This window comes from Mesonia sp. HuA40 (genome assembly GCF_008017835.1).
GTDB lineage: Bacteria > Bacteroidota > Bacteroidia > Flavobacteriales > Flavobacteriaceae > Mesonia.
Genome location: NZ_VRLT01000026.1, coordinates 26936 through 47799, shown reverse-complemented (window position 1 = coordinate 47799; position 20864 = coordinate 26936). Strand labels below are relative to the sequence as shown.

Genomic DNA, 20864 nt, shown 5'->3' with positions numbered 1-20864 from the left:
AAGCTTCTAGGTCTTAATTTAGAGGTATGAAAAATGTAGATTTCTTTTTATACAGATAATCTTCAAATTTTGATTAAACACGGCGTATAGATTTGTTACAGTTAACTTTGATTCTGGATAAATAGAATTAAAGAAAATTATGAAAGAAATAAAAAACCCGACTTAATAATTTAAGTCGGGTTTTGTGTTGTGCGGGCGGAGAGACTCGAACTCTCACGCCGTGAAGCACTAGATCCTAAGTCTAGCGTGTCTACCAATTCCACCACGCCCGCAATTGTTTTATTAGAACTTAACTAAAGTATATTTCCTTAGCGAGTGCAAATATAAACAAAGACTGGAATAATCAAAGAATAACTTTAAAAAAATTTCATTTTTTATTCTAGTATGGCTATCTTCATCCCAATTAAAAAAACAAGGAATGAACAAGTCAAAAGCCTATTTAGAAGAAAATAAAGAGCGATTTCTCGAAGAGTTAATAGATTTATTAAAATTACCATCCATTAGTGCCGATCCTAGTTATAAAGATGATGTTATAGCTACAGCGCAGATGGTTAAAAAACGTTTGGTAGAAGCGGGTTGCACTCACGCCGAAATTTGCGAGACACCTGGATACCCTGTGGTCTATGCAGAACGCATAATAGATGAAAATTTACCAACCGTACTGGTTTATGGTCATTATGATGTGCAGCCGGCAGATCCCATTGAGTTGTGGAACAGTCCGGCCTTTGAACCTGTAATCAAAAAAACCGATAAGCACCCAGAAGGAGCTATTTTTGCTAGAGGGGCTTGTGACGATAAAGGCCAAATGTATATGCACGTGAAAGCCTTGGAATACATGGTGAAAAATGACGACCTACCTTGTAACGTGAAATTTATGATAGAAGGAGAAGAAGAAGTGGGTAGCGAAAATTTGGGTTGGTTTATTCAACGCAATCAAGAGAAATTAAAAAATGATGTTATCTTAATTTCTGATACTGGTATGATCGCTAAAGATGTGCCTTCGATTACTACAGGTTTACGCGGACTAAGTTATGTAGAGGTAGAAGTAACGGGACCAAATAGAGATCTACATTCAGGACTTTATGGAGGTGCTGTGGCCAACCCTATAAATATTTTAAGCAAGATGATTGCTTCTTTACACGATGAGAACAATAGAATTACCATTCCAGGTTTTTATGATAAGGTAGAAGAGCTTTCCCAAGTGGAGAGAGCTAAAATGGCTGAAGCGCCATTTGATGTAGAGCAATATAAAGAATCTATAGGCTTACACGATATATATGGCGAGAAGGGCTACACCACTAATGAACGAAATTCTATACGTCCAACTTTAGATGTAAACGGTATTTGGGGAGGATATATTGGTGAAGGTGCTAAAACAGTTATTCCTAGTAAGGCTTATGCCAAAATCTCTATGCGTTTAGTACCACATCAAGATTGGAAAGAGATAACAGAATTATTTCAAAAACATTTTGAATCTATCGCTCCAGATGGAGTATATGTTAAAGTGAAACCGCATCACGGAGGTCAGGGTTATGTTACCCCAATAGATGGTATAGAATACCAGGCTGCCAGCGAAGCTTATAAAGAGGTTTTTGGTAAAGAACCTATCCCTCAGCGTAGCGGAGGAAGTATACCAATTGTTGCTATGTTTGAGAAAGAACTTAAAAGTAAAACCATTTTGATGGGATTTGGTCTCGATAGCGATGCAATTCACTCCCCAAATGAGCATTTTGGTATTTGGAATTATTTAAAAGGTATTGAAACTATACCGTTTTTCTACAAGCATTTTGCTCGATTAAAACAAAAATAAACATGCAATTTAATAGAAGCCTCTTTAGTATTAAGAGGCTTTTTTCATTGAAAAAAGCGCTAAAAACAATTTTTCTCTTAAGCATTTAGAGTACTTCTTGAAAAATAAGTAACGCATCAGTGGCAGTGAGTCAATTAATTGTACCTTTGCAAAAAAAATATAGTAATGACTAAAAGACAAGGCAAAAAGAAAACGAAGAAAGAGTATGTTGTGCCTAAACCTCATAAGAAGCCAGCAGCTAAGAAGGTAGCTGTAGACAAACAGGTTAAAAATCCAGATGCTAAAATGCGTTTGAATAAATATATAGCTAACTCCGGTATTTGTAGCCGTAGAGACGCAGATATTTATATTAAGGCAGGAAATGTTCGGGTAAATGGAGAGGTGGTTACCGAAATGGGTTATAAGGTGCAACCCGATGATGAGGTAAGATTTGACGGTCGTAGAATAACTCCAGAAAGAAAAGAATATGTATTGCTTAATAAACCTAGCGGATTTTATGTTACTGGTAGCTTAGAAAGAAGTAATCGAACAGTAATGGATTTGGTGGCTAACGCATCAAAATCTAAACTGAGTCCTGTGGGTAAATTAGAAACCAGTGCTATGGGATTATTGCTATTTACCAACGACGGAACATTAGCTATGAATTTAGCTAATCCCAAAAAGGGGATAAGGCAAATCTACGATGTAGAACTGAATCGTAACCTCGATTTATCTGATCTGAAGAAAATAGAAGAAGGAATAGTTTTAGAAGATGGTAAGGTACATGTTAATGCCATCAGCTATGTTGAAAACCAAAGTAAACGTAATGTTGGTCTCGAAATACATAGTACAAAACCACATATTGTACAGCGTATGTTTAAAAAGCTAAATTATGAGGTGGTTCGGCTAGATCGTGTAGTATTTGGCGGACTTACGAAAAAAGATTTGCCCAGAGGCCATTATCGACATTTGAACAAACAAGAAGTCATTAACCTCGGGATGATTTAAAAAAAAAGCTTGGTAAATTTACCAAGCTTTTTTTATTACATTTTCTTTACAAATTTGGTAAGAATCACAATTTGCTGGCCATCTACTTTTCCCTCTATTTGTTCTTCATTGTCATGCACGAGAGAAACACGCCTAACAGCAGTACCTCTTTTCGCTACCATACTTGAACCCTTTACCGGTAAATCTTTAATAAGTACAACGTTATCTCCAGATTCAATTTGCACCCCATTGCTGTCTCGGTGTACCAATCCTGTAGTTGTTTCTTCTGTTTTATTCACCCCTTGTTTAGCATACTCCAAAACCTCATCTTCTATATACATCATATCAAGCAAATCCTGTGGCCAACCTTCATTTTTTAAAGCATTTAACAATCGCCATACTACAACTTGAACTGGTTTATCTGTGCTCCACATACTATCATTGAGGCAACGCCAATGGTTGGGGTCTAATTCTTGCTCTCCAGTAATTTGCAGGTGGCAAGTCTCGCAGCATAAAATACTATTCTCTATACTTGCTGCGTTTTGAGGGGGTAAATTATATATTTCTAAATTCTCCTTACTTCCGCAAAGTTCACAACTAGAAGAAGCACGCTGCATTAAATCTTGATCTAAGCTCATAATTCTGTTTTTTGAATGCTGCAAAAATACATTATTATAAATGCAGAATTGTTTTTATTTTTCAAAGACTGATATAAATCAATATTCTATTTTTTTTAAAGCGTTAATTTGTAAATTATAAATTAACTTTGCTTTGTTATCTAATGTTATGCGCAAATTTTATCATATTCTTTTTAGTTTTTTAGCCTTGTGCTTTTTTAATCCTCTATTTAGTAGTAATACCGAGGTTTTATATTCTAATGTACCGTTTCAGTTGCAGGAGATCAACAAGGTTATTATTCGTATAGAAGGAGAAAAAAAGATTATTGTTAATCAAGAAGTGGTACAGCCAGAAAATTTGGTAAAGGTGATTAATGCTATAGTTGATAGTCTAGAAGAAGAAAGTTTGTTTAGAGATTCTGCCACCTTAATTATAAGCGAAAGTTCAGACCCAGAGATTATTCAATTTGTTAAGCAATCCCTGAAAAAAACCCAAATTAGAATTCTAAACGTTCAACAACGAACAGAAATCAATCAAGAAAAAACTAAAATAGGAGAGGCACAGCTAGCACTGTATGACAGTCTTGTTAAAAACTGGAAACAAAGTAAAGTAGAAGACCGCATTTTAAAAGCCGAAGATTTAGAACAGGTAGAATACATTTATCAAAATATGACTTTTGAGCAACGAATCAAGGCCGAAAAACTTCCAGATTTTTTGCCTTTCGTAGAAGCTTTAACCCAAAAACAAACTTTGAGTGCACAACGACTCGATCTTTTTACTTATGATACACAATACCGTATTTTTTTAAACAACAACCAGGTTAAAAATGATACGTTAAAACACTACTCCATTCAAGATTTTGTGAAGTTTTATACTAATCCTGTACCCAATGATAGCCAAATCAAACAACAGGTTAATCTCTTTACAAAAGATTAATTCCCTTGTATTCTGCAAATTAATTCTTGTATTAATTTTTTGCCATCGCGCATATGCTTCTCTCTTTCTTCGATAGAAATAGCCCCATCTTTATCTTTTTTGATAGTATAGCTAAACACAAAATTCTTAGCTTGAGGAGATAAGCTAAGTAATCCAAAACGCAAATCATTTAAAATAATATAATCTTCTTTTTGCTCTATATTGTACCAACCTTCTGTAATTTTAATGAGTTTTTGCACTTGTGGCTCTTGCCTCAGAGGGTCAAGCAACAAATGGTTTTTGGGATACTTTGAAAAATGTATGGGCTGAGTGTCAAAAATAGAGTAGTGACCTATTAAGTAATGATTTTCTGTATCTACATTGGCCGTCCATAATAAACTATTAAAAGCCGTTGGTTTAGTTTCAATAGTTGTGTACGAAATCTCTTGATGGTTTAACGCACTTTTAAATTGCTGGTAGGTGTAAAACTTAAGTAGTAAAGTTACACCTAAATAAGTGGTACTCAGAATTAATCCCCATTTATTTAAGTTTTTACGTCGAGCGGATTTTTTAGGTAAACGCATAGCTGCTAGAACACAAATCAAAAAAGGTAGCGTATAAAGCGGATCTATCACAAATATATTCTTATAAGCTAAGCGTAGGTCTAATGGCCAAAAAAGTTGCGTACCCCAAGTAGTATGAGCATCAAGGAGGGGGTGCGTTAAAAAACCCCAAAAGAATAACCAAGACCAGTCTTTAAAATTGGCAGCTTTTTCAAAACGTGAAATGAACCACCCCATAATAGGAGCAAATAAAACCGCAAAAAAAATAGAATGTGTAAAACCACGATGAATAGCTAAAGCATCAACGGTAGTTACAAAATGCGAGGCAAAGGTATCTAAGTCGGGTATTGTGCCAGCAATAGCCCCATATAGCATGGCTTTATTACCTACTTTTTTACCTAAAACTACTTCGCCTACAGCAGCGCCCAATACAATTTGTGTAAGTGAATCCATTAATCTACAATTTCCATTTTTTTAAGTAAAAAAGAGGCGTTCATATTTTGGCAAATACCCTTTTTAAATTTATAATCAAAATGAAGCTCTTCGTTAATAATTTGAGCATCAAAATAATAGTTTTCTACTTGTGGTAAGCTATGGGCAACTTCACATAAACTTAAATCGTGGGTCGCAATAATTCCCGTGGAATGTGAGTTTACTAGTTTCTCAACAAATTTTCGCGAACCAATGGCTTTATCGGTGCTGTTGGTGCCTTTTAAAATCTCATCAAGAATAATAAAATACTTATCATTTTTAATTTGATCTACAATAAATTTTAACCGGGTTAATTCCGAAAAGAAATAGGAGGCATCGTCGGCTAGAGAATCTACTGTACGCATACTTGTGATTAGTTTTATTGGAGAGTATTCGCAAGTTTTAGCGCAAACAGGAAGTCCTACATTACCCATAACTATTTGTAGCGAAATGCTCCGTAAAAAAGTACTTTTTCCTGCCATATTGGCCCCAGTTATAATGAAAAACTCTTGTTGATTGATTTTATAATCATTTTTCACTGCATCTTTTGGGTTGATTAATGGATGCACAGCCTCGGTTGATTTTAATACTACTTCGTTTTGCGTTATTTTAGGATAGGTGTAGCTTTGGTGATTAAAAGCAAAACCACCTAAGGAGTTGTAAGCGTCAAAATAATCAATCGCTGTAAACCAATTTTCGGTGCTTGGAGCATATTGCTTGATCCATTGTTCTATTTCATAAGCTTTCCATAAATCCCAAAGCATAAAACCACTGATTAACTGCCCAAAGATCATAAAGTTCTTTCGCTCTATAGCATCTATAGTTTTAGAAAAATCCCTGACTAAAGTGGATGCTTTCTTTTGATTGATTTGAATTTTGTTTTGCTGATTCTTGTTCCATTCCGATTGAAAATCACTGTCCTCAATTAAAGCCAGCAATAAATGATATTGTTGAAATGTGCTTTGAATTTCGCTCACATAACCCGACAACTCGTTTATTTTTTTCGCATACCTCCCAATTATAATCCAACCCAAAATAAACCAGCCTGCCACATAAAACCAAGGAATTAAATCTAAAGCTAGGCTAAAAAATAACAAAAATGAGACAGCTGTAAAAACCTTAGGCAGCCATTTATAAACAGAGGGTACAAAAGGCTTGTAATTTTTAAACCAGTCTAAAACAATAGGCGGTTTTATTTTTACTTGAGTCATTTTAGCAATCGCCGTGAATTCTTGTCTAAACTTAATTTTTTTTGCAAGATCTCTAATACTGTCTTGTTTTTGCTCAATCTGGTCAATATTGTTGCTGCTTAGTAAATGGGCTAAGGTTCTTTTTCCCGAAGCTAAGGCGGTACGGTTGAGGTATTGAAAAAACGTTCGATTACCAAATAAATCGATATCTTGACTAAATTCGTGTTGGGCATCAATAAATTCTTCTCCATCTGGTAAATGGTGAAAATCCCGATTTAAAACTTTTAGTTCAGTTTCATTAAGTTCAATAAGCTGTCGCAATTTTTCTTTTTGTTGTTGAAGATCACTGTGCCTAGATACCAGAAATAAGAAAGAAACAATTCCTAAAAAAATAAAAAGAAATACAAGCGAAGTTGAATCGGAGTAAAAGTAAGTTAAAAAGCCAAAAAATAAGAAAACAGCCAATCTCAACATGCTTGAAGCAAAGAGTTGTTGCTTTAGTTTTCTTAGCTCAAGCTGAAATTCTTCTATATAGGCGCTATACGTAGTTTTGGGGTCTTGCATTAAAAATAAGATTAGGAGGTTAAAGTTTATTCAACTCTTCTTTTTGCTTTTTAGTTAATTTGCTAACTACCAGTTCATAACTGTGGTTGATAAAATGTATTATCTGTTTTGGTGTTAAATGCGGTCCGTTAATAACAACCGTATTCCAATGTTTTTTACTCATATGATAACCACCATAAATTTCATCGGGGTAGCGTTCTCTCAATTCGATGGCTTTTTCTGGGTCACATTTCAAGTTAATGGTAGGGCTTCCTGCTTCCCATTTTTCTAGTCCTATCAGAGCATACATCTTACCCATAACTTTAAAAACTAAGGTATGCTGATCAAAAGGAAAATCCTCTGTTGTGCCTGGCTTGTTAAGGCAATATTGCCGAATTTCATCAATCTCCATAAGTTATTTACCTATTCTTTTGGTGTTGGTAGTTGTGGGGCTTTTTTCGAGGATTAATGCAGAATAATCGAGTTTCCAATTGATGGTTTCAACAAGTTTTTCCATTAATTGTATAGTCTCCAAAGCTTGATTTTGAGCTTCGTTAAGCAAGCCGCTTTGAGGTATTTTTTCTACAATATAGCGTTTGGCTTCAGTGTTGATATCAGTCAAGTCAGTTGATGTAAAGGGGTTTGCCCACCCTTCACGTTTATCGTAATACTTAAAATCGGTTTCAATAGAGAGCAATTCGGGCTCGGGAAAATTGGTGAGCACGATGGTTTTTTCGGCCGTTTTGGCCTGCATTTGTATTTTGGTTAAATCAAAGCCTACGTGGGCTTTTGCTTCTATTAAGATAAGGGCTTTTTTACTTCCTAAAAATATATTTAACCACTTGTCTTTTACATTTTTATAATGATAAATTTCGGCAAAATCACCTTCTACGGTAATAAATTTACAAACCGCTCTAATTTTCTCCATTATAATGAGCGATTGTTGATCCTGCGATTGCTTTGCTTGATCTTTGTGGGTGAATCGGTAAACAAAATAGGCTGCCACGGCACCTACGGCCAAACCTAAGAAAAGTAGCTCCATTGTACTAAAAATCTAAAAAAGTTCATACAAAATCGGTTTACTGGGGGAAGCGTCGTTATGAAACGAGCTTATTTGTAAATTTAATAAATACTGTCCGTCTTTTACAGTATTTGGCACATAAATCAATTCGGTAATGCTGGCATCTAGGCGAGGCTTAGCAGGGTAATTCCAAAAGGCTTTGTGAGCCAGTAGTTTTCCATCATCTTTTTCGCGATCTATAGAAGGCAAGTCAATTAATAAATGCATCACTTTTAATTCACGTAGCAGCAAGGCGGCTTCTTCTTTTAAATAGGGCCAGTTGGTGTGACTATATTTAAAACTTTTCTTGGTCTCAGTGTTGGGTAGGGTCCTTATTATAATGGCTTCTGGATTATTATCGTTTAATGCTTTACGGATTTGATCTGCGGTAAAAATACAATCTCCATCGCTCAATTCTGGCGTTAAACTAATAAGCTGAGCCTCAAAAAAGAATTGGGTAAGGCAATCGTTAATGCTATAAAATTCTTTAGAAATATGGCCTACACACTCGGTATGGGTTCCATGCGCATGCGGATTAAAACTAATATCATTAAAGTTCACCGATGCTCCTTGTTTTACGCTAGCCACCCAGTTGCCATCTTGCACCGGCTTAATGCTTGGTACATCTTTATACCAAGCGGTTACATTTTGTTTATTACCATACAAGGTTAATGAAATATCTATAGGTTGGTTTAAGTTAACCATATAGTCTTTTTCAGAAATATTAATTTTTGCACGCATCAATACAAAAAACTTTTAATTAACCATAAACTGCTTAAAAAAACCAGAAAACCTAGCAAGACGAGCCAACTGCGTTTGTAATATTTTTGATGCAATTTTAAATCTTTACGGTAACTATAAAGCAATAAAAGGGCGAAAGCCACAATAAAAAAAAGGGTAAAAATAATTTGACCTTGCGTAAACATAGCTTTGTTTTTCACAAAATTAGGTATAAAAAGCCAAATGCTTTAGGCTAATGAAAAAAAAGAAAACAAAAAAGCGCTCTTTAAAAAGAACGCTGTAAGGCTTTTTTATGATAATGTAAAATTAATCTAATTTTACTTCGTATCGCCATCCAAATGGATCTTCGGCACGGTTGTACTGAATATCTTGAAGTCCTTTTTTGAAGCGAACACTGTATGGATTTTCTATTTTAGGTAAATCGTAGTATTTGTCCGCATATTCAAACCCTTCGATAAAAGCAATAGTCGCGGCAGTTCCTGTTCCAAAAATTTCTTTTAATGAACCATCCTCGGCAGCGCCTACCAATTCTTCTACAGTAATTTTTCTTACCTCTACTTCAACACCTTGATGCCTAGCTAAATCTATAATGCTCTTACGGGTTACCCCATCTAAAATACGATCGCTTGTAGGGGCTGTTATTAATTTATCGTTTATTCTAAAGAAAAGGTTCATGGTTCCTGCCTCTTCAAGATATTTATGGCTGTTAGAATCAGTCCATATAATTTGCTGGTAACCTTTTTCTTTAGCTAAATTAGTAGGATAAAACTGTGCGCCATAATTACCCGCTGCTTTAGCGAAACCTACACCACCATCTGCAGAACGTGAATAATGATCGGCTACTAGCACTTTTACAGGTGAATTGTAATAAGCTTTGGCCGGACAGCAGATAATCATAAACTTATATTCGTTAGAGGGTGAAGCCGAAACGCCATTTTCAGAAGCAATGACAAAAGGTCTTATATAAAGCGAATTTCCATCTCCTGGGTGTACCCATTTTTCATCTAACTTAAGTAAGGTTTCTAAGGCAGCGAAAAAATAGTCTTTGGGGAACTCAGGTATAGCCATTCTTTTAGAAGAAATATTAATTCGATTAAAGTTTTCTTCTGGTCTAAAAAGCCAAACCCTATTATTTTCATCTTTAAAGGCCTTCATCCCTTCAAAAACCGCTTGCCCATAATGAAAAACTTTAGCAGAGGGCTCAAACTCCATAGGACCATAAGGCAAGATTTTAGGTTTTTGCCAGGCGCCATCTTTGTAATCGCATAACATCATATGGTCGGCGTAGTTTTTTCCAAAGGCTATATTGTCAAAATCAATTTGGTCAATTTTTGATTTTTCTACTTGGCGTATATCTAAAATATCGGATGTGGAGTGCATAATAAAAAATTTTCACAAAAGTATTAAAATAAAACAACTTTTATACCGCTGCTTTTTTTAATTTTGACTAATCTAAAATATTTAAAAAAATGAAAAAGTTTTCTTTTCTAATTTTGTTGGCCTTTATGGCTTGTAAGCAAGAGAATAATCCGGCCCCGACCGAAAACCAAGAAACGCCAGAAGTGGTTGAAAAAACTGAAGTGAATTTTGTGAACTTTGGTGAAGAGATAGGAGATGCTAACGTCTTAACACGAGCCGAAATGAAAGCTCAATATGAGCAATTGGCCGAAGGAGATACGCTTAATGTTGCCTTTAAAAGTGAAGTAGAAAAAGTATGTAAGAAAAAAGGTTGCTGGATGTCTTTAGACCTGGGCGAAGATAAAGCCACTTTTGTTCGCTTTAAAGACTATGCCTTTTTTGTGCCTTTAAACAGCGAAGAGCGTGAAACCGTAGTAAAGGGGAAAGCTTTTATTAGTAAGACCTCTGTCGAAGAGCTAAAACATTATGCGAAAGATGCCGGGAAATCTCAAGAAGAAATAGATGCTATTACCGAGCCTAAGGTAGAGTATGCCTTTATGGCTGATGGAGTTTTAATGCAAGAGTAAATGAAAGCTAAATCTTTAATTACGCTTTTATTGTTACTGATTCTAATGGCTTGTAAAAATAAGCAAACTGTAGAACCCAATAAGCCAACTCCTTTAGTTGAAGAAAAAGAACCTATGCAGATGTATCAAATGTCTGAAATGGCTGCCTATATGGAGCAAATGTATGCCGCGCATCAACAAATGAAACAGCAAATTTTAGACGGAGAGGAGATTACTAAACTGAGTTTTGATTTAGAAAACTTGCACTCTGCAGCATTTACCGACCCTAAAGACTATGATGCTTTTTTTAAATCTTGGGCCAACCGTTTTAAGCAATATGAAATACAAATGATAGAAAATCCTGAGCAAGCGCAGCACTATTATAATCAAGCAATTCAGGCGTGTATTAGTTGTCATGAAGTAAAGTGTGCAGGACCGCTTCCGCGGATTAAAAAACTGATTATTAAGCCGTGAAACGCCAAATAGTTACCACTGCAGATGGTTCAAAAACCATCCAGATTATTGATTGGAACGAACAATATCATTCTAAACATGGGGCCTTGCAAGAGGCCTATCATGTTTTTATAAAGATGGGTTTTCAATTTATATGCAAACCTGAGTTATCTATTTTAGAAATTGGTTTTGGTACGGGCTTAAATGCTATCATTACCGCTATTGAATCAAAAAAAGCAAATCGAAAAGTTAATTATACAGGGGTAGAAGCTTACCCTGTGAGCCCAAACGAACTGGAACTTTTAAATTATAGCGACCTGTTTGAAAACGAATTTAAACTACTGGTCAATAAAATCCATCAGTCAACTTGGGAATCCCTACAACCCATAGAACCCCATTTTCACTTACACAAAAAACAGCAATTTTTCCAAGAAATTGAAGATAAGTCAGCGTATGATTTAATTTATTTTGACGCTTTTGGAGCAAGGGTGCAACCTGAACTTTGGGACAAGAATATTATGGCAAAAATGTATAGAGCACTTAATTCTCAAGGAGTCTTGGTCACCTATTCTGCGAAGGGCAGTGTTCGCAGAGCTTTGCAAGAAGTAGGATTTCAGGTAGAACGGCTTCCTGGTCCGCCAGGTAAACGCGAGATGCTACGAGCCATAAAAGCTTGTTAAACCCTTGCAAAACCTTTTATAGGTTTGTTTTTAAATTGTAAATTTAAATCAAAAAATGAAGGTTTTAATTACGGGGGCGACGGGGCTTATTGGTTCACAAATTGTTAGTCTATGCCAACGGGAAAACATAGCGGTGAATTATTTGACTACCAGTAAAGATAAGCTAGAAAACCAAGACTATTACAAAGGCTTTTATTGGAATCCTGAACAAGGAAAGATAGACGAATCTTGTTTTGAAGGGGTAACTAAGATAATTCATTTGGTAGGGGCAAGTGTAGCTAAGCGTTGGACAGAAAAGCAAAAAGAAATTATTTTATCCAGTAGGTTAACTACTACCCAACTTTTAATCGATACACTTAATCGCATAGAACATAAGGTTGATCATGTCATCTCGGCAAGCGCCATTGGTATTTACCCTAGTGATTTCCAAAAGTTATATCATGAAGACCAACACCCAATTGCTGATAATTTTTTAGGTGAAGTGGTAAAAAAATGGGAAGCTGCAGTCGACGGGTTTGAACAACTTGGAATAGATGTAGCTAAAATTAGAATAGGTCTGGTCTTATCAAAAAATGGTGGCGCACTAGAAAAAATAGCTAAACCTGTGCGATATGGTGTAGGAGCACCTTTAGGCACTGGTAAGCAATGGCAATCTTGGATTCATATTGAAGATTTGGCCAGTATCTTTTTATTTGTTGCAAAGAATAGATTAGAGGGCGTTTATAATGGTGTTGCTCCGAATCCAGTTACCAACAAACAACTCACTGTACAAATAGCAAAGGTTTTAGATAAGCCTTTGTGGCTGCCTAATGTGCCAGAATTTGTTCTTAAAACCGCATTGGGAGAAATGGCCACCATTGTACTTGGGAGTCAACTGGTTTCTAATAATAAAATTGATAGTCAAGGGTTTCTTTATAAGTTTACCCATATTAAACCAGCCTTAGAAGATTTATTATAAAAAAAGCGGTGAAACATTTTCACCGCTTTTTTTATAGTAAAAAGTTACCGTTATTATTTTGTAGCAATTACTACTAAACTTAACTCAATCTCGTCGTTAACAAACTTATCTTTCAAGTCGTCGAAAACACTTTTAGAGGCATAATTAACATTCCACTTTGTTCTATCAATAGTAAACGGCTCGCTTTTTAGAGTAAGCTTATTTTCACTTACCTCATAGTTTACAGGAATTTCGATATTTTTAGAAATATCTTTCATAGTTAAATTTCCTGCAAGCATTGTTTTGCCATCCATCTCCTTTACTTCAGTGATTTGAAACATAGCAGTAGGAAACTCGGCTACATTAAAAAAGTGATCTTCTTGTCCTTCAGCTGTTCCTTTTAAGTGTGCCATTAATTTATCACGGTCTTCACCTTCAAGATCGGTAACATCAATACTGGTCATATCTATAACTACCGTACCGCCAGAAAGCTTATCGCCGTCAACAGTAAATTCTCCTTTACTTAGCATAACTGTACCTGTGTGATCACCAGCAGGTTTAGAACCCACCCAGTCAATTTTTGACTCTGCTGTGTCTATGGCATAAGTTGCAGATTCAGCACTTGTTTCAGCAACTTCTTGTGCTTCTTTTGGATTGGTTTCGTTTTTAGCTTCATTTTTACAAGCTACGGTGCTTAATCCTAAAAAGGCTAATAGCATACCGTTTAATAATACTTTTTTCATAGTGGTATAAATAATTGATTTTAATGTGCGCAAAAATACAATGTTTGGCATTTAAAAAATCATAAAAATATGATAAAAAAAGTACAGGTGACATTTTGGCATTTTTATAAGAATGGCAACAGTTTTGCTCATAGGGCAACAGAGATTTAATTTTATTAATCATGAGCAAGGAACAAGAAAAGCAAAATAGCGAAAATTATAAAGAGCAACTAGACCAGGAAATGAATGATGTAATGCAGAATGAAGCCGAGGATAATCAGGCTGAAGCCGATAAAGAATCCAATCAAGAAATTAGTGAGTTGGATAATCTAAGAAATGATTTGCAGGAAGAAAAAGAAAAGTTTTTACGCCTATTTGCAGAATTTGAAAATTATAAACGCAGAACCAGTAAAGAGCGTATCGAGTTGTTTAAAACAGCGGGAGAAGAAATCATGCAGGTCATGCTTCCTGTTTTAGATGATTTTGATAGAGCTTTAAAAGAAATTCAGAAATCTGAAGATGAAAATATGCTTAAGGGAGTAGAGCTTATCAGTAATAAACTACGCAGAACTTTAGAAAGTAAAGGCTTAGCCCCTATCGCTGTTAAAGCTGGTGATAAGTTCGATGCCGATTTACACGAAGCTGTGACACAAATTCCGGCACCCGATAAAAAATTAAAAGGTAAGGTAATCGATGTGGTGGAGACAGGTTATACCTTAGGGGATAAAATTATTCGTTATCCAAAAGTGGTTACCGGTAAGTAATTAAATATAGAATCGATGAAAGAAGATTATTACGACATATTAGGAGTGAGTAAAAATGCGACCGAGGCCGAGATTAAAAAGGCCTATCGCAAAATGGCGGTGAAATACCACCCCGACAAAAATCCAGATGACCCTAAAGCCGAGGAGATGTTTAAAAAATCTGCCGAGGCTTATGATGTATTGAGTAACCCCGATAAAAGGGCACGTTATGACCAAATGGGACATGAAGCATTTAATGGTTCTGGTGGCTTTGGCGGCGGCGGAATGAATATGGATGATATCTTTAGTCAGTTTGGAGATATATTTGGCTCTGCTTTTGGTGGTGGTCAAGGTGGCTTTTCTGGCTTTGGTGGTGGTTTTGGTGGCGGTCAACGCCGCGCTAAAGGGAGCAATATGCGTATTCGTGTAAAGCTTACTTTAGAAGAAATTGCCAATGGTGTAGAGAAAAAAATCAAAGTAAAACGCAAGGTGCAAGCACCAGGAACAACTTACAGTACTTGTTCTACCTGTCAAGGTTCGGGGCAAGTTACCCGCGTAACCAATACCATTTTAGGTCGTATGCAAACCGCCTCTCCTTGTACTCAATGTGGAGGTAGCGGACAGGTTATAGATAAAAAACCTGCCGGAGCCGATGCACAAGGTATGATTCAAAAAGAAGAAACCGTATCAATAAAAATTCCAGCTGGGGTAGTAGAAGGAATGCAACTGAAGGTTTCAGGTAAAGGAAATGAAGCACCTGGTAATGGCATTTCGGGTGACTTGTTGGTTGCTATTGAAGAAAAAGAACATCCGTACTTACAGCGAGAGGGCGATAATTTACATTATGACCTTTATATCAGTTTTCCTGAGGCAGCACTTGGTGCTTCTAAAGAAATACAAACGGTTAGCGGTAAAGTACGTATAAAGATTGAAGCTGGCGTGCAAAGCGGCAAAATTTTGCGCTTGCGCAATAAGGGAATTCCAAGTATAAACGGATATGGTAAAGGAGATTTACTGGTGCATGTAAATGTTTGGACACCCAAAACGCTAAATAAAGAACAAAAAGAATTTTTCGAAAAAATGCAGGGAGATGATAATTTTGAACCTAATCCAGAAAAATCTGATAAATCTTTTTTTGAAAAAGTGAAAGATATGTTCTCATAATTGCAGTATTAACAAAATTTTATATATATTTGAATATCACCGATTGCATATTGGTGATATTTTTCTTTTTCATAGCAATTTTTTTCCCATCCTTATTTCATAGAAGTTTTAAGGATGGGTTTTGTTTTTTTAACCATTTCTTTATTAAATTTATCCCCTAATACTGCTTATGAATCTTCTAGAAATAAAAGGCCTTACCAAGAAATACGGAGACAAATTGGCTCTGGATTGTTTTTCTTTTAAGGTGCCTAAAAATAGCGTTTTTGGACTCTTGGGACCTAATGGTGCGGGGAAAACAACCTTAATCCGAATCTTGAATCAAATTACCCAACCCGATTCAGGTGAAATTTACTTAGATGATAGACCTCTTAAACCAAAAGATGTTGAGCTCATTGGCTACTTACCCGAAGAAAGAGGCCTGTATAAAAGCATGAAAGTGGTCGAACAGATTATTTATCTGGCTCAATTAAAAGGTATGTCTAAAAAGGATGCCAAGAAACGTATGCTTTATTGGTTTGATCGGCTAAATATAAAGGGTTGGGGAAACAAAAAAATTGAAGAGCTATCAAAGGGAATGGCGCAAAAAATTCAATTTATTGTTACGGTGATTCATAATCCACCTTTGTTAATTTTAGATGAGCCCTTTAGTGGTTTTGATCCAGTGAATGCAAATTTGATCAAAAATGAAATTTTAACTTTAAAGGAGGAGGGTGCAACTATTATTTTATCAACTCACCGAATGGAAAATGTAGAAGAGCTCTGCGATAATATAGCTTTGATTCATAAGTCTAAAAAAGTTTTAGACGGCCCTGTAAAGACCATTAAAAATAATTACCGAACGCAAACTTATGAGGTAGGTTTTCAATCGGAAAGAGCTGAGGAAATCACCAGGCAATTATCAAATAATTTTACGGTACAACCGGCTTATTTCAAGAATATTACTGCTCAAGCTAAGCTGCATGTCAAATTAAATGATCATCAATCTACCAGCTCGCTCCTGCAATTTCTTATTGATACAGAAGTAGAAATCACTCATTTCAGTGAGTTGGTTCCTTCGATAAATGATATATTTATAAAAACAGTAGAGCAACATGGGTAACTTAAGCCTTATTATAAAGCGCGAATATTTGGCCAGAATTAAAAACAAGGCTTTTATCATTATGACTTTTTTAAGTCCGCTTCTCGTTGTGGGGATGATATTCTTAGTGGCTTACCTTAGCAGTGTAAATAACGACGAAAAGAAGATAATTGCCCTTCACGATGTGCAAGAATTAATTAATAAAGAACTACCCAACACCAACCAGCTCGCGTTTGTAGATTTTTCAAACCTACCTTTAGATCAAGCTATTATGCGTGCTGATAAAGAAAACCTTTATGGTTTGCTTTATGTGCCTGCTTTGGAAGATGCTGCTATTTCTAATCCCAATATAGAATTCTTTGCTAAAGAGGCTCCCAGTAGTTTTTTAGTCTCAGATTTAGAACAAAAAATAAGTCGAATTATAACCGATACCAACTTGGCCAATGCAGGGATAGACAAAACCCAAATGCAACAAGCACAAACAAAAGTAAACCTACAAATTGAAGATTTTGACGGACAGTCAACCTCTAAATTGGCAGGCTATGTTAAAATGGTTTTTGGTGGTGCCGCGGGTTATTTACTTATGATGTTTATAATCATTTATGGCAATATGGTTATGCGCAGCGTTATAGAAGAAAAAACCAACCGTATTGTAGAAATTATTATTTCTTCGGTAAAACCGTTTCAATTAATGTTGGGTAAAATTACAGGTACTAGTTTGGCAGGTCTTACACAATTTCTAATTTGGCTGATCTTAGGCGGGTTTCTTTTGCTAATTAGCAGCAGCCTTATAGCACCAAATGAACCAGGAATAGCAAGCGCGGCGACACCTGTTAATAGCGATGAGATGGCCTTGCTATTTCAAAACATTATGGCACTCCCGCTCTTTAAAATAAGCCTTTCATTTTTCATTTATTTCATTGGGGGCTATTTCTTGTACAGTGCCATTTATGCGGCAATAGGTGCTGCAGTTGATAGTGAAACCGACACCCAGCAATTTATGTTTCCCATAATTATACCCCTTATGCTCGGAATTTATGTTGGCTTTTTTACGGTTATTGAAAACCCACACGGTACCGTAGCAACACTTTTTTCGCATATTCCTTTAACTTCTCCAATTGTTATGCTGATGCGAATTCCATTTGGAGTAGCTTGGTGGGAAGTATTAATATCTTTAAGTATTTTATTTGCTTCAGTTTTTTTTGTAATTATGATGGCAGCAAAAATTTATCGCATAGGTATTTTAATGTATGGTAAAAAGCCTACTTATAAGGAGTTATTAAAATGGTTAAAAAACTAATAAATTAAACCAAATCACGTCAAACAAACGTTAATGCTTTAATGAGTTTGTTGTAAATAATTATATTCGGTAAGAACTGACACTTCGATCAATTTATGAGAAATTTTTTTAAGGCTTTCAATTTTTGGCTAATCCTATTTTTAAGCTACTCTTGTGGTTTAAAAGCACAGACTACAGATCTTGCAAGGATTGAATATACTCGTATACCTTTTAGTAAGGGAAAACAATCCATGAATCGATTTAGGGCATTTATACAGGCCCCAATTCCCATAAAGGAAGATTATTTAGTATTCGGGGCCGAGTATAGAAAAACCGATTTAGATTTTAAAGAAGACATCCCTTTTGAATATAACCGATTAGAATCTACACAACGCATAGACGCTACCTTAGGCTATATTAAAAAAATTAAAGCAAGTAATTGGCGTTTAGCCTTTAGGGGCGGAATACGCTTTACCTCAAATTTTGAGCGTTCATTAGTGCAGGATGACCTAATATATCTAGGTGCCGTTTATGCGATAAACGATGTGAAACAACGGGATGAAAACGGTACGGTAATAGGAAAACCTTATCGCTGGATTTTCGGTTTGGTGTATACTAGCACCCCAGGGCGAAATTATCCCTTACCCCTAATTAATTTTTTTAGAAAACCTAATGATACTTGGTCGTACACTTTGGGTGTGCCGAAGACTTTATTAAGATATTCGTTTAATGATAAGCACCATCTTCACGCTTTCGCTTCTTTAGATAACCATTTCGCAAATATTCAAAACAATATACGTATAGATAATGTAAATCGAGTAGGCGAAAATATTTCTATGACCAACGTTACTCTAGGTCTAGGATATGAGTTTTATTTTACCGACCATTTACAATATTATTTGTATGTTGGCCATACAGTTTATAATGAATACAGAATAAGAGATAATAACCGTGACGATGTTTATGTTATTGAAAATGATAATACTTGGTATATTCGTTCAGGACTTAAATTTAAAATATAAATGGGAAAAATTTTAATCATAGAAGATGAGGCAGCGATTAGAAGGGTGCTTAAAAAAATATTAACCGAGGAGAGTAAAACTTATGAAGTTAGTGAAGCCGAAGATGGCTTGATTGGAATAGAACTCATAAAAAACAACGACTATGATTTGGTGTTATGCGATATCAAAATGCCAAAAATGGACGGTGTTGAGGTGCTCGATGCAGTCATGAAGATAAAGCCTGAAATTCCTGTGGTCATGATATCTGGCCATGGTGATTTAGAAACCGCAGTAGAAACTATGCGTAAAGGAGCTTTTGATTATATCGCCAAACCACCAGACCTCAATCGATTACTCAATACTGTGCGCCACGCACTAGACAGAAAATCACTGGTTACCGAAAATAAACGCCTAAAGAAGAAGGTAAGTAAAAATTACCAAATGATTGGTGAATCGCCAGCTATAGTGCAAATAAAAGAAATCATAGAAAAAGTCGCGCCAACCGAGGCTAGGGTACTTATAACCGGGCAAAATGGTACCGGTAAAGAATTGGTAGCACACTGGTTGCATCAAAAAAGTGAACGAGCCAAAGGACCAATGATTGAAGTGAATTGCGCTGCTATTCCAAGTGAATTGATCGAAAGTGAACTTTTTGGGCACGTAAAAGGTGCGTTTACTTCTGCCAACAAAGACCGCGCAGGTAAATTTGAAGCGGCAAATGGGGGTACTTTGTTTCTCGATGAAATAGGAGATATGAGTCTATCCGCGCAAGCTAAAGTTTTGCGAGCTTTACAAGAGAATAAGGTGCAAAGGGTAGGGTCTGATAAAGATTTAAAAGTTGATGTACGCGTAATTGCAGCAACCAATAAAAATTTAAAGGAAGAAATTAAAGCCAAGCGTTTTAGAGAAGATTTATACCATAGACTAGCGGTTATTCTTATTGCTGTTCCTAACTTAAACGATAGAAGAGAAGATATTCCTAGTTTAGTAAATTATTTTTCAGAAAAAATAGCCAAAGAACAGGGCACCTCGCCCAAAACCTTTAGTGAGGACGCTTTAAGCCAACTCAAAGATTATGATTGGACAGGTAATATTCGGGAATTACGAAATGTGGTTGAACGCTTGATGATTTTGGGAGGAAAAGAAATCACTCAGCGCGATGTTGAAGCCTTTGCGAGTAAATAAAAAAAATCCATTTAAGTAAAAAAAAGCAGCTGTAAGGCTGCTTTTTTTATTCTATATTTTGCTGGTCTTGGTATTCAGGATGCTTTTTAGGATCGTATTTTAAGAAATACATGGTTTTACCATCTTCTCTATTCCAAGTGTGGAATAATTCAAAACCAAATTTTTGATATACAATGGTATTTCGGCGCATTTGCGTTTCTGCAAATAGGGGCAAATTTAACTTATGCGCTCGTCTTAAAAACTCATCTTTCATTTGTTTTGCTACCTGCGTATCTGCACCGCGATTATCTTTACTAATTCCCCAAAACCAGCAGTATAAATAATCTTGGTCAGCTGGTCTTTGCTGGCGTACATATTTTTGATTTCGTAAAATTTTAGGAATATTTTTGAAACCTGTTACATGGTAAACCAACTTTAAATCTTCCCATTTATCTTTGAAAAAATTAGGTTTATCTTTACTGTTTTGAATAACAATACCAATACCCATCTCATTATCAGATAACACCAACGCGTCTTTAGCTATTGCTTTATCAAGCATATAAGTAGCTAAATATTTGAACCGCTGTTCGGTTTTCGCATCTTTCTTTACGATTTCCATAGAGGTTGGCGTCTCTTTCAAAATCTCGGCCATGCGCTCTACGATAGTGTTTTTGTCCAAATTAAAATGTTTTAAAGCGCAAAGATACTGATTTCACTTTTATTTTTAATAGGGCTCTTCTGGTTTATCGAGAATACTAAGGAATGTTGTGAAATTTGTTTTACTTTTAAGCAAAATACTCAT

At 35.8% G+C, this 20864-nt stretch carries 22 protein-coding genes and 1 tRNA gene; 13 read left to right on the top strand and 10 right to left on the bottom strand.

Annotation, left to right across the window (positions count from 1 at the left end):
* Positions 1-190: 190 nt before the first annotated feature.
* Positions 191-272: transfer RNA gene (locus FT993_RS04420), tRNA-Leu, on the bottom strand.
* 146 nt (positions 273-418) lie between these two features.
* Between FT993_RS04420 and FT993_RS04415 the strand changes: the two genes are divergently transcribed.
* The gene (locus FT993_RS04415) at positions 419-1810 is read left to right on the top strand and encodes a dipeptidase (RefSeq protein WP_147861335.1); all 1392 of its coding nucleotides are present in this window, start codon (positions 419-421) and stop codon (positions 1808-1810) included.
* A 165-nt stretch (positions 1811-1975) separates the two neighbouring features.
* Positions 1976-2797 carry a pseudouridine synthase gene (locus FT993_RS04410; protein ID WP_147861334.1) on the top strand — a complete coding sequence of 274 codons (822 nt, stop codon included), beginning with the start codon at positions 1976-1978 and terminating at the stop codon, positions 2795-2797.
* Between the two features lie 35 nt (positions 2798-2832).
* On the opposite strand, the gene FT993_RS04405 is transcribed toward FT993_RS04410, so the two are convergent.
* Positions 2833-3414, bottom strand: coding sequence for an alkylphosphonate utilization protein (locus tag FT993_RS04405; protein ID WP_147861333.1), 582 nt, complete (start codon positions 3412-3414; stop codon positions 2833-2835).
* Between the two features lie 148 nt (positions 3415-3562).
* Here FT993_RS04405 and FT993_RS04400 point away from each other — a divergent pair, with 148 nt between their 5' ends.
* Positions 3563-4330 (top strand): hypothetical protein, encoded by a 768-nt coding sequence (locus FT993_RS04400; protein ID WP_147861332.1) that lies wholly within the window; start codon positions 3563-3565, stop codon positions 4328-4330.
* Here the strand turns inward: FT993_RS04400 and FT993_RS04395 are convergent.
* From FT993_RS04395 to FT993_RS04365, 6 genes are all read right to left on the bottom strand, one after another.
* The gene (locus tag FT993_RS04395) at positions 4327-5325 is read right to left on the bottom strand and encodes a metal-dependent hydrolase (protein ID WP_147861331.1); all 999 of its coding nucleotides are present in this window, start codon (positions 5323-5325) and stop codon (positions 4327-4329) included. The two genes, FT993_RS04400 and FT993_RS04395, sit on opposite strands and share 4 nt — an antisense overlap.
* Positions 5325-7097 carry a DNA mismatch repair protein MutS gene (locus FT993_RS04390; protein ID WP_147861330.1) on the bottom strand — a complete coding sequence of 591 codons (1773 nt, stop codon included), beginning with the start codon at positions 7095-7097 and terminating at the stop codon, positions 5325-5327. The genes FT993_RS04395 and FT993_RS04390 overlap by 1 nt, the downstream gene beginning before the upstream one ends.
* 19 nt (positions 7098-7116) lie before the next feature.
* A complete protein-coding gene (locus tag FT993_RS04385; RefSeq protein WP_147861329.1) occupies positions 7117-7488 on the bottom strand; it encodes an MmcQ/YjbR family DNA-binding protein in 372 nt (123 codons plus the stop codon).
* A gap of 3 nt (positions 7489-7491) precedes the next feature.
* The gene (locus FT993_RS04380; protein ID WP_147861328.1) at positions 7492-8118 is read right to left on the bottom strand and encodes a DUF4230 domain-containing protein; all 627 of its coding nucleotides are present in this window, start codon (positions 8116-8118) and stop codon (positions 7492-7494) included.
* 12 nt (positions 8119-8130) lie between these two features.
* On the bottom strand, positions 8131-8877 hold the full coding sequence (locus FT993_RS04375; protein ID WP_147861327.1) for a cyclase family protein: 747 nt from the start codon (positions 8875-8877) through the stop codon (positions 8131-8133).
* A gap of 306 nt (positions 8878-9183) precedes the next feature.
* Positions 9184-10257, bottom strand: coding sequence for a branched-chain amino acid aminotransferase (locus FT993_RS04365; protein WP_147861326.1), 1074 nt, complete (start codon positions 10255-10257; stop codon positions 9184-9186).
* Between the two features lie 89 nt (positions 10258-10346).
* Here FT993_RS04365 and FT993_RS04360 point away from each other — a divergent pair, with 89 nt between their 5' ends.
* Genes FT993_RS04360 through FT993_RS04345 form a run of 4 tightly spaced genes read left to right on the top strand, consistent with a single transcriptional unit; the run spans position 10347 to position 12932 of the window.
* A complete protein-coding gene (locus FT993_RS04360; protein ID WP_147861325.1) occupies positions 10347-10862 on the top strand; it encodes a DUF4920 domain-containing protein in 516 nt (171 codons plus the stop codon).
* Positions 10863-11315, top strand: a complete 453-nt coding sequence (locus FT993_RS04355; protein ID WP_147861324.1) for a hypothetical protein — start codon at positions 10863-10865, stop codon at positions 11313-11315.
* Positions 11312-11974, top strand: coding sequence for a tRNA (5-methylaminomethyl-2-thiouridine)(34)-methyltransferase MnmD (gene mnmD / locus FT993_RS04350; protein ID WP_147861323.1), 663 nt, complete (start codon positions 11312-11314; stop codon positions 11972-11974). Before FT993_RS04355 ends, mnmD begins: the two co-directional genes overlap by 4 nt.
* Positions 11975-12029: 55 nt before the next feature.
* A complete protein-coding gene (locus tag FT993_RS04345) occupies positions 12030-12932 on the top strand; it encodes a TIGR01777 family oxidoreductase (RefSeq protein WP_147861322.1) in 903 nt (300 codons plus the stop codon).
* 53 nt (positions 12933-12985) lie between these two features.
* On the opposite strand, the gene FT993_RS04340 is transcribed toward FT993_RS04345, so the two are convergent.
* Entirely contained in the window at positions 12986-13654 is a 669-nt protein-coding gene (locus FT993_RS04340) for a YceI family protein (protein ID WP_147861321.1), read from the bottom strand.
* Positions 13655-13815: 161 nt separating this feature from the next.
* On the opposite strand from FT993_RS04340, the gene FT993_RS04335 reads away from it, so the two are divergent.
* The 6 genes from FT993_RS04335 to FT993_RS04310 all read left to right on the top strand — a co-directional run bounded on the left by FT993_RS04335 (position 13816) and on the right by FT993_RS04310 (position 20083).
* Positions 13816-14397 carry a nucleotide exchange factor GrpE gene (locus FT993_RS04335; RefSeq protein ID WP_147861320.1) on the top strand — a complete coding sequence of 194 codons (582 nt, stop codon included), beginning with the start codon at positions 13816-13818 and terminating at the stop codon, positions 14395-14397.
* Positions 14398-14412: 15 nt separating this feature from the next.
* Positions 14413-15540, top strand: a complete 1128-nt coding sequence (gene dnaJ, locus FT993_RS04330; RefSeq protein WP_147861319.1) for a molecular chaperone DnaJ — start codon at positions 14413-14415, stop codon at positions 15538-15540.
* A 169-nt stretch (positions 15541-15709) separates the two neighbouring features.
* The gene (locus FT993_RS04325) at positions 15710-16639 is read left to right on the top strand and encodes an ABC transporter ATP-binding protein (protein WP_147861318.1); all 930 of its coding nucleotides are present in this window, start codon (positions 15710-15712) and stop codon (positions 16637-16639) included.
* Positions 16632-17918: an ABC transporter permease gene (locus FT993_RS04320; RefSeq protein WP_147861317.1), complete on the top strand. Its 1287-nt coding sequence runs from the start codon at positions 16632-16634 to the stop codon at positions 17916-17918. The genes FT993_RS04325 and FT993_RS04320 overlap by 8 nt, the downstream gene beginning before the upstream one ends.
* Positions 17919-18013: 95 nt before the next feature.
* Positions 18014-18919: a DUF6268 family outer membrane beta-barrel protein gene (locus FT993_RS04315; protein ID WP_147861316.1), complete on the top strand. Its 906-nt coding sequence runs from the start codon at positions 18014-18016 to the stop codon at positions 18917-18919.
* A complete protein-coding gene (locus FT993_RS04310; protein ID WP_147861315.1) occupies positions 18920-20083 on the top strand; it encodes a sigma-54 dependent transcriptional regulator in 1164 nt (387 codons plus the stop codon). It abuts the gene before it with no gap.
* A gap of 46 nt (positions 20084-20129) precedes the next feature.
* Here the strand turns inward: FT993_RS04310 and FT993_RS04305 are convergent, their stop codons facing one another.
* Positions 20130-20741: a hypothetical protein gene (locus tag FT993_RS04305; RefSeq protein ID WP_147861314.1), complete on the bottom strand. Its 612-nt coding sequence runs from the start codon at positions 20739-20741 to the stop codon at positions 20130-20132.
* Positions 20742-20864: the final 123 nt, after the last annotated feature.

Excerpts from the sequence above, each read along its gene's own strand:
- FT993_RS04335 (WP_147861320.1), top strand. The coding sequence starts at position 13,816 with ATGAGCAAGGAACAAGAAAAGCAAAATAGCGAAAATTATAAAGAGCAA.
- FT993_RS04340 (WP_147861321.1), bottom strand. The coding sequence starts at position 13,654 with ATGAAAAAAGTATTATTAAACGGTATGCTATTAGCCTTTTTAGGATTA.
- FT993_RS04395 (WP_147861331.1), bottom strand. The coding sequence starts at position 5,325 with ATGGATTCACTTACACAAATTGTATTGGGCGCTGCTGTAGGCGAAGTA.
- FT993_RS04405 (WP_147861333.1), bottom strand. The coding sequence starts at position 3,414 with ATGAGCTTAGATCAAGATTTAATGCAGCGTGCTTCTTCTAGTTGTGAA.
- FT993_RS04320 (WP_147861317.1), top strand. The coding sequence starts at position 16,632 with ATGGGTAACTTAAGCCTTATTATAAAGCGCGAATATTTGGCCAGAATT.
- FT993_RS04310 (WP_147861315.1), top strand. The coding sequence starts at position 18,920 with ATGGGAAAAATTTTAATCATAGAAGATGAGGCAGCGATTAGAAGGGTG.
- FT993_RS04315 (WP_147861316.1), top strand. The coding sequence starts at position 18,014 with ATGAGAAATTTTTTTAAGGCTTTCAATTTTTGGCTAATCCTATTTTTA.
- FT993_RS04345 (WP_147861322.1), top strand. The coding sequence starts at position 12,030 with ATGAAGGTTTTAATTACGGGGGCGACGGGGCTTATTGGTTCACAAATT.
- FT993_RS04325 (WP_147861318.1), top strand. The coding sequence starts at position 15,710 with ATGAATCTTCTAGAAATAAAAGGCCTTACCAAGAAATACGGAGACAAA.
- FT993_RS04415 (WP_147861335.1), top strand. The coding sequence starts at position 419 with ATGAACAAGTCAAAAGCCTATTTAGAAGAAAATAAAGAGCGATTTCTC.
- FT993_RS04375 (WP_147861327.1), bottom strand. The coding sequence starts at position 8,877 with ATGCGTGCAAAAATTAATATTTCTGAAAAAGACTATATGGTTAACTTA.
- FT993_RS04390 (WP_147861330.1), bottom strand. The coding sequence starts at position 7,097 with ATGCAAGACCCCAAAACTACGTATAGCGCCTATATAGAAGAATTTCAG.
- FT993_RS04380 (WP_147861328.1), bottom strand. The coding sequence starts at position 8,118 with ATGGAGCTACTTTTCTTAGGTTTGGCCGTAGGTGCCGTGGCAGCCTAT.
- dnaJ (WP_147861319.1), top strand. The coding sequence starts at position 14,413 with ATGAAAGAAGATTATTACGACATATTAGGAGTGAGTAAAAATGCGACC.
- FT993_RS04400 (WP_147861332.1), top strand. The coding sequence starts at position 3,563 with ATGCGCAAATTTTATCATATTCTTTTTAGTTTTTTAGCCTTGTGCTTT.
- FT993_RS04385 (WP_147861329.1), bottom strand. The coding sequence starts at position 7,488 with ATGGAGATTGATGAAATTCGGCAATATTGCCTTAACAAGCCAGGCACA.
- FT993_RS04355 (WP_147861324.1), top strand. The coding sequence starts at position 10,863 with ATGAAAGCTAAATCTTTAATTACGCTTTTATTGTTACTGATTCTAATG.
- FT993_RS04365 (WP_147861326.1), bottom strand. The coding sequence starts at position 10,257 with ATGCACTCCACATCCGATATTTTAGATATACGCCAAGTAGAAAAATCA.
- FT993_RS04410 (WP_147861334.1), top strand. The coding sequence starts at position 1,976 with ATGACTAAAAGACAAGGCAAAAAGAAAACGAAGAAAGAGTATGTTGTG.
- FT993_RS04360 (WP_147861325.1), top strand. The coding sequence starts at position 10,347 with ATGAAAAAGTTTTCTTTTCTAATTTTGTTGGCCTTTATGGCTTGTAAG.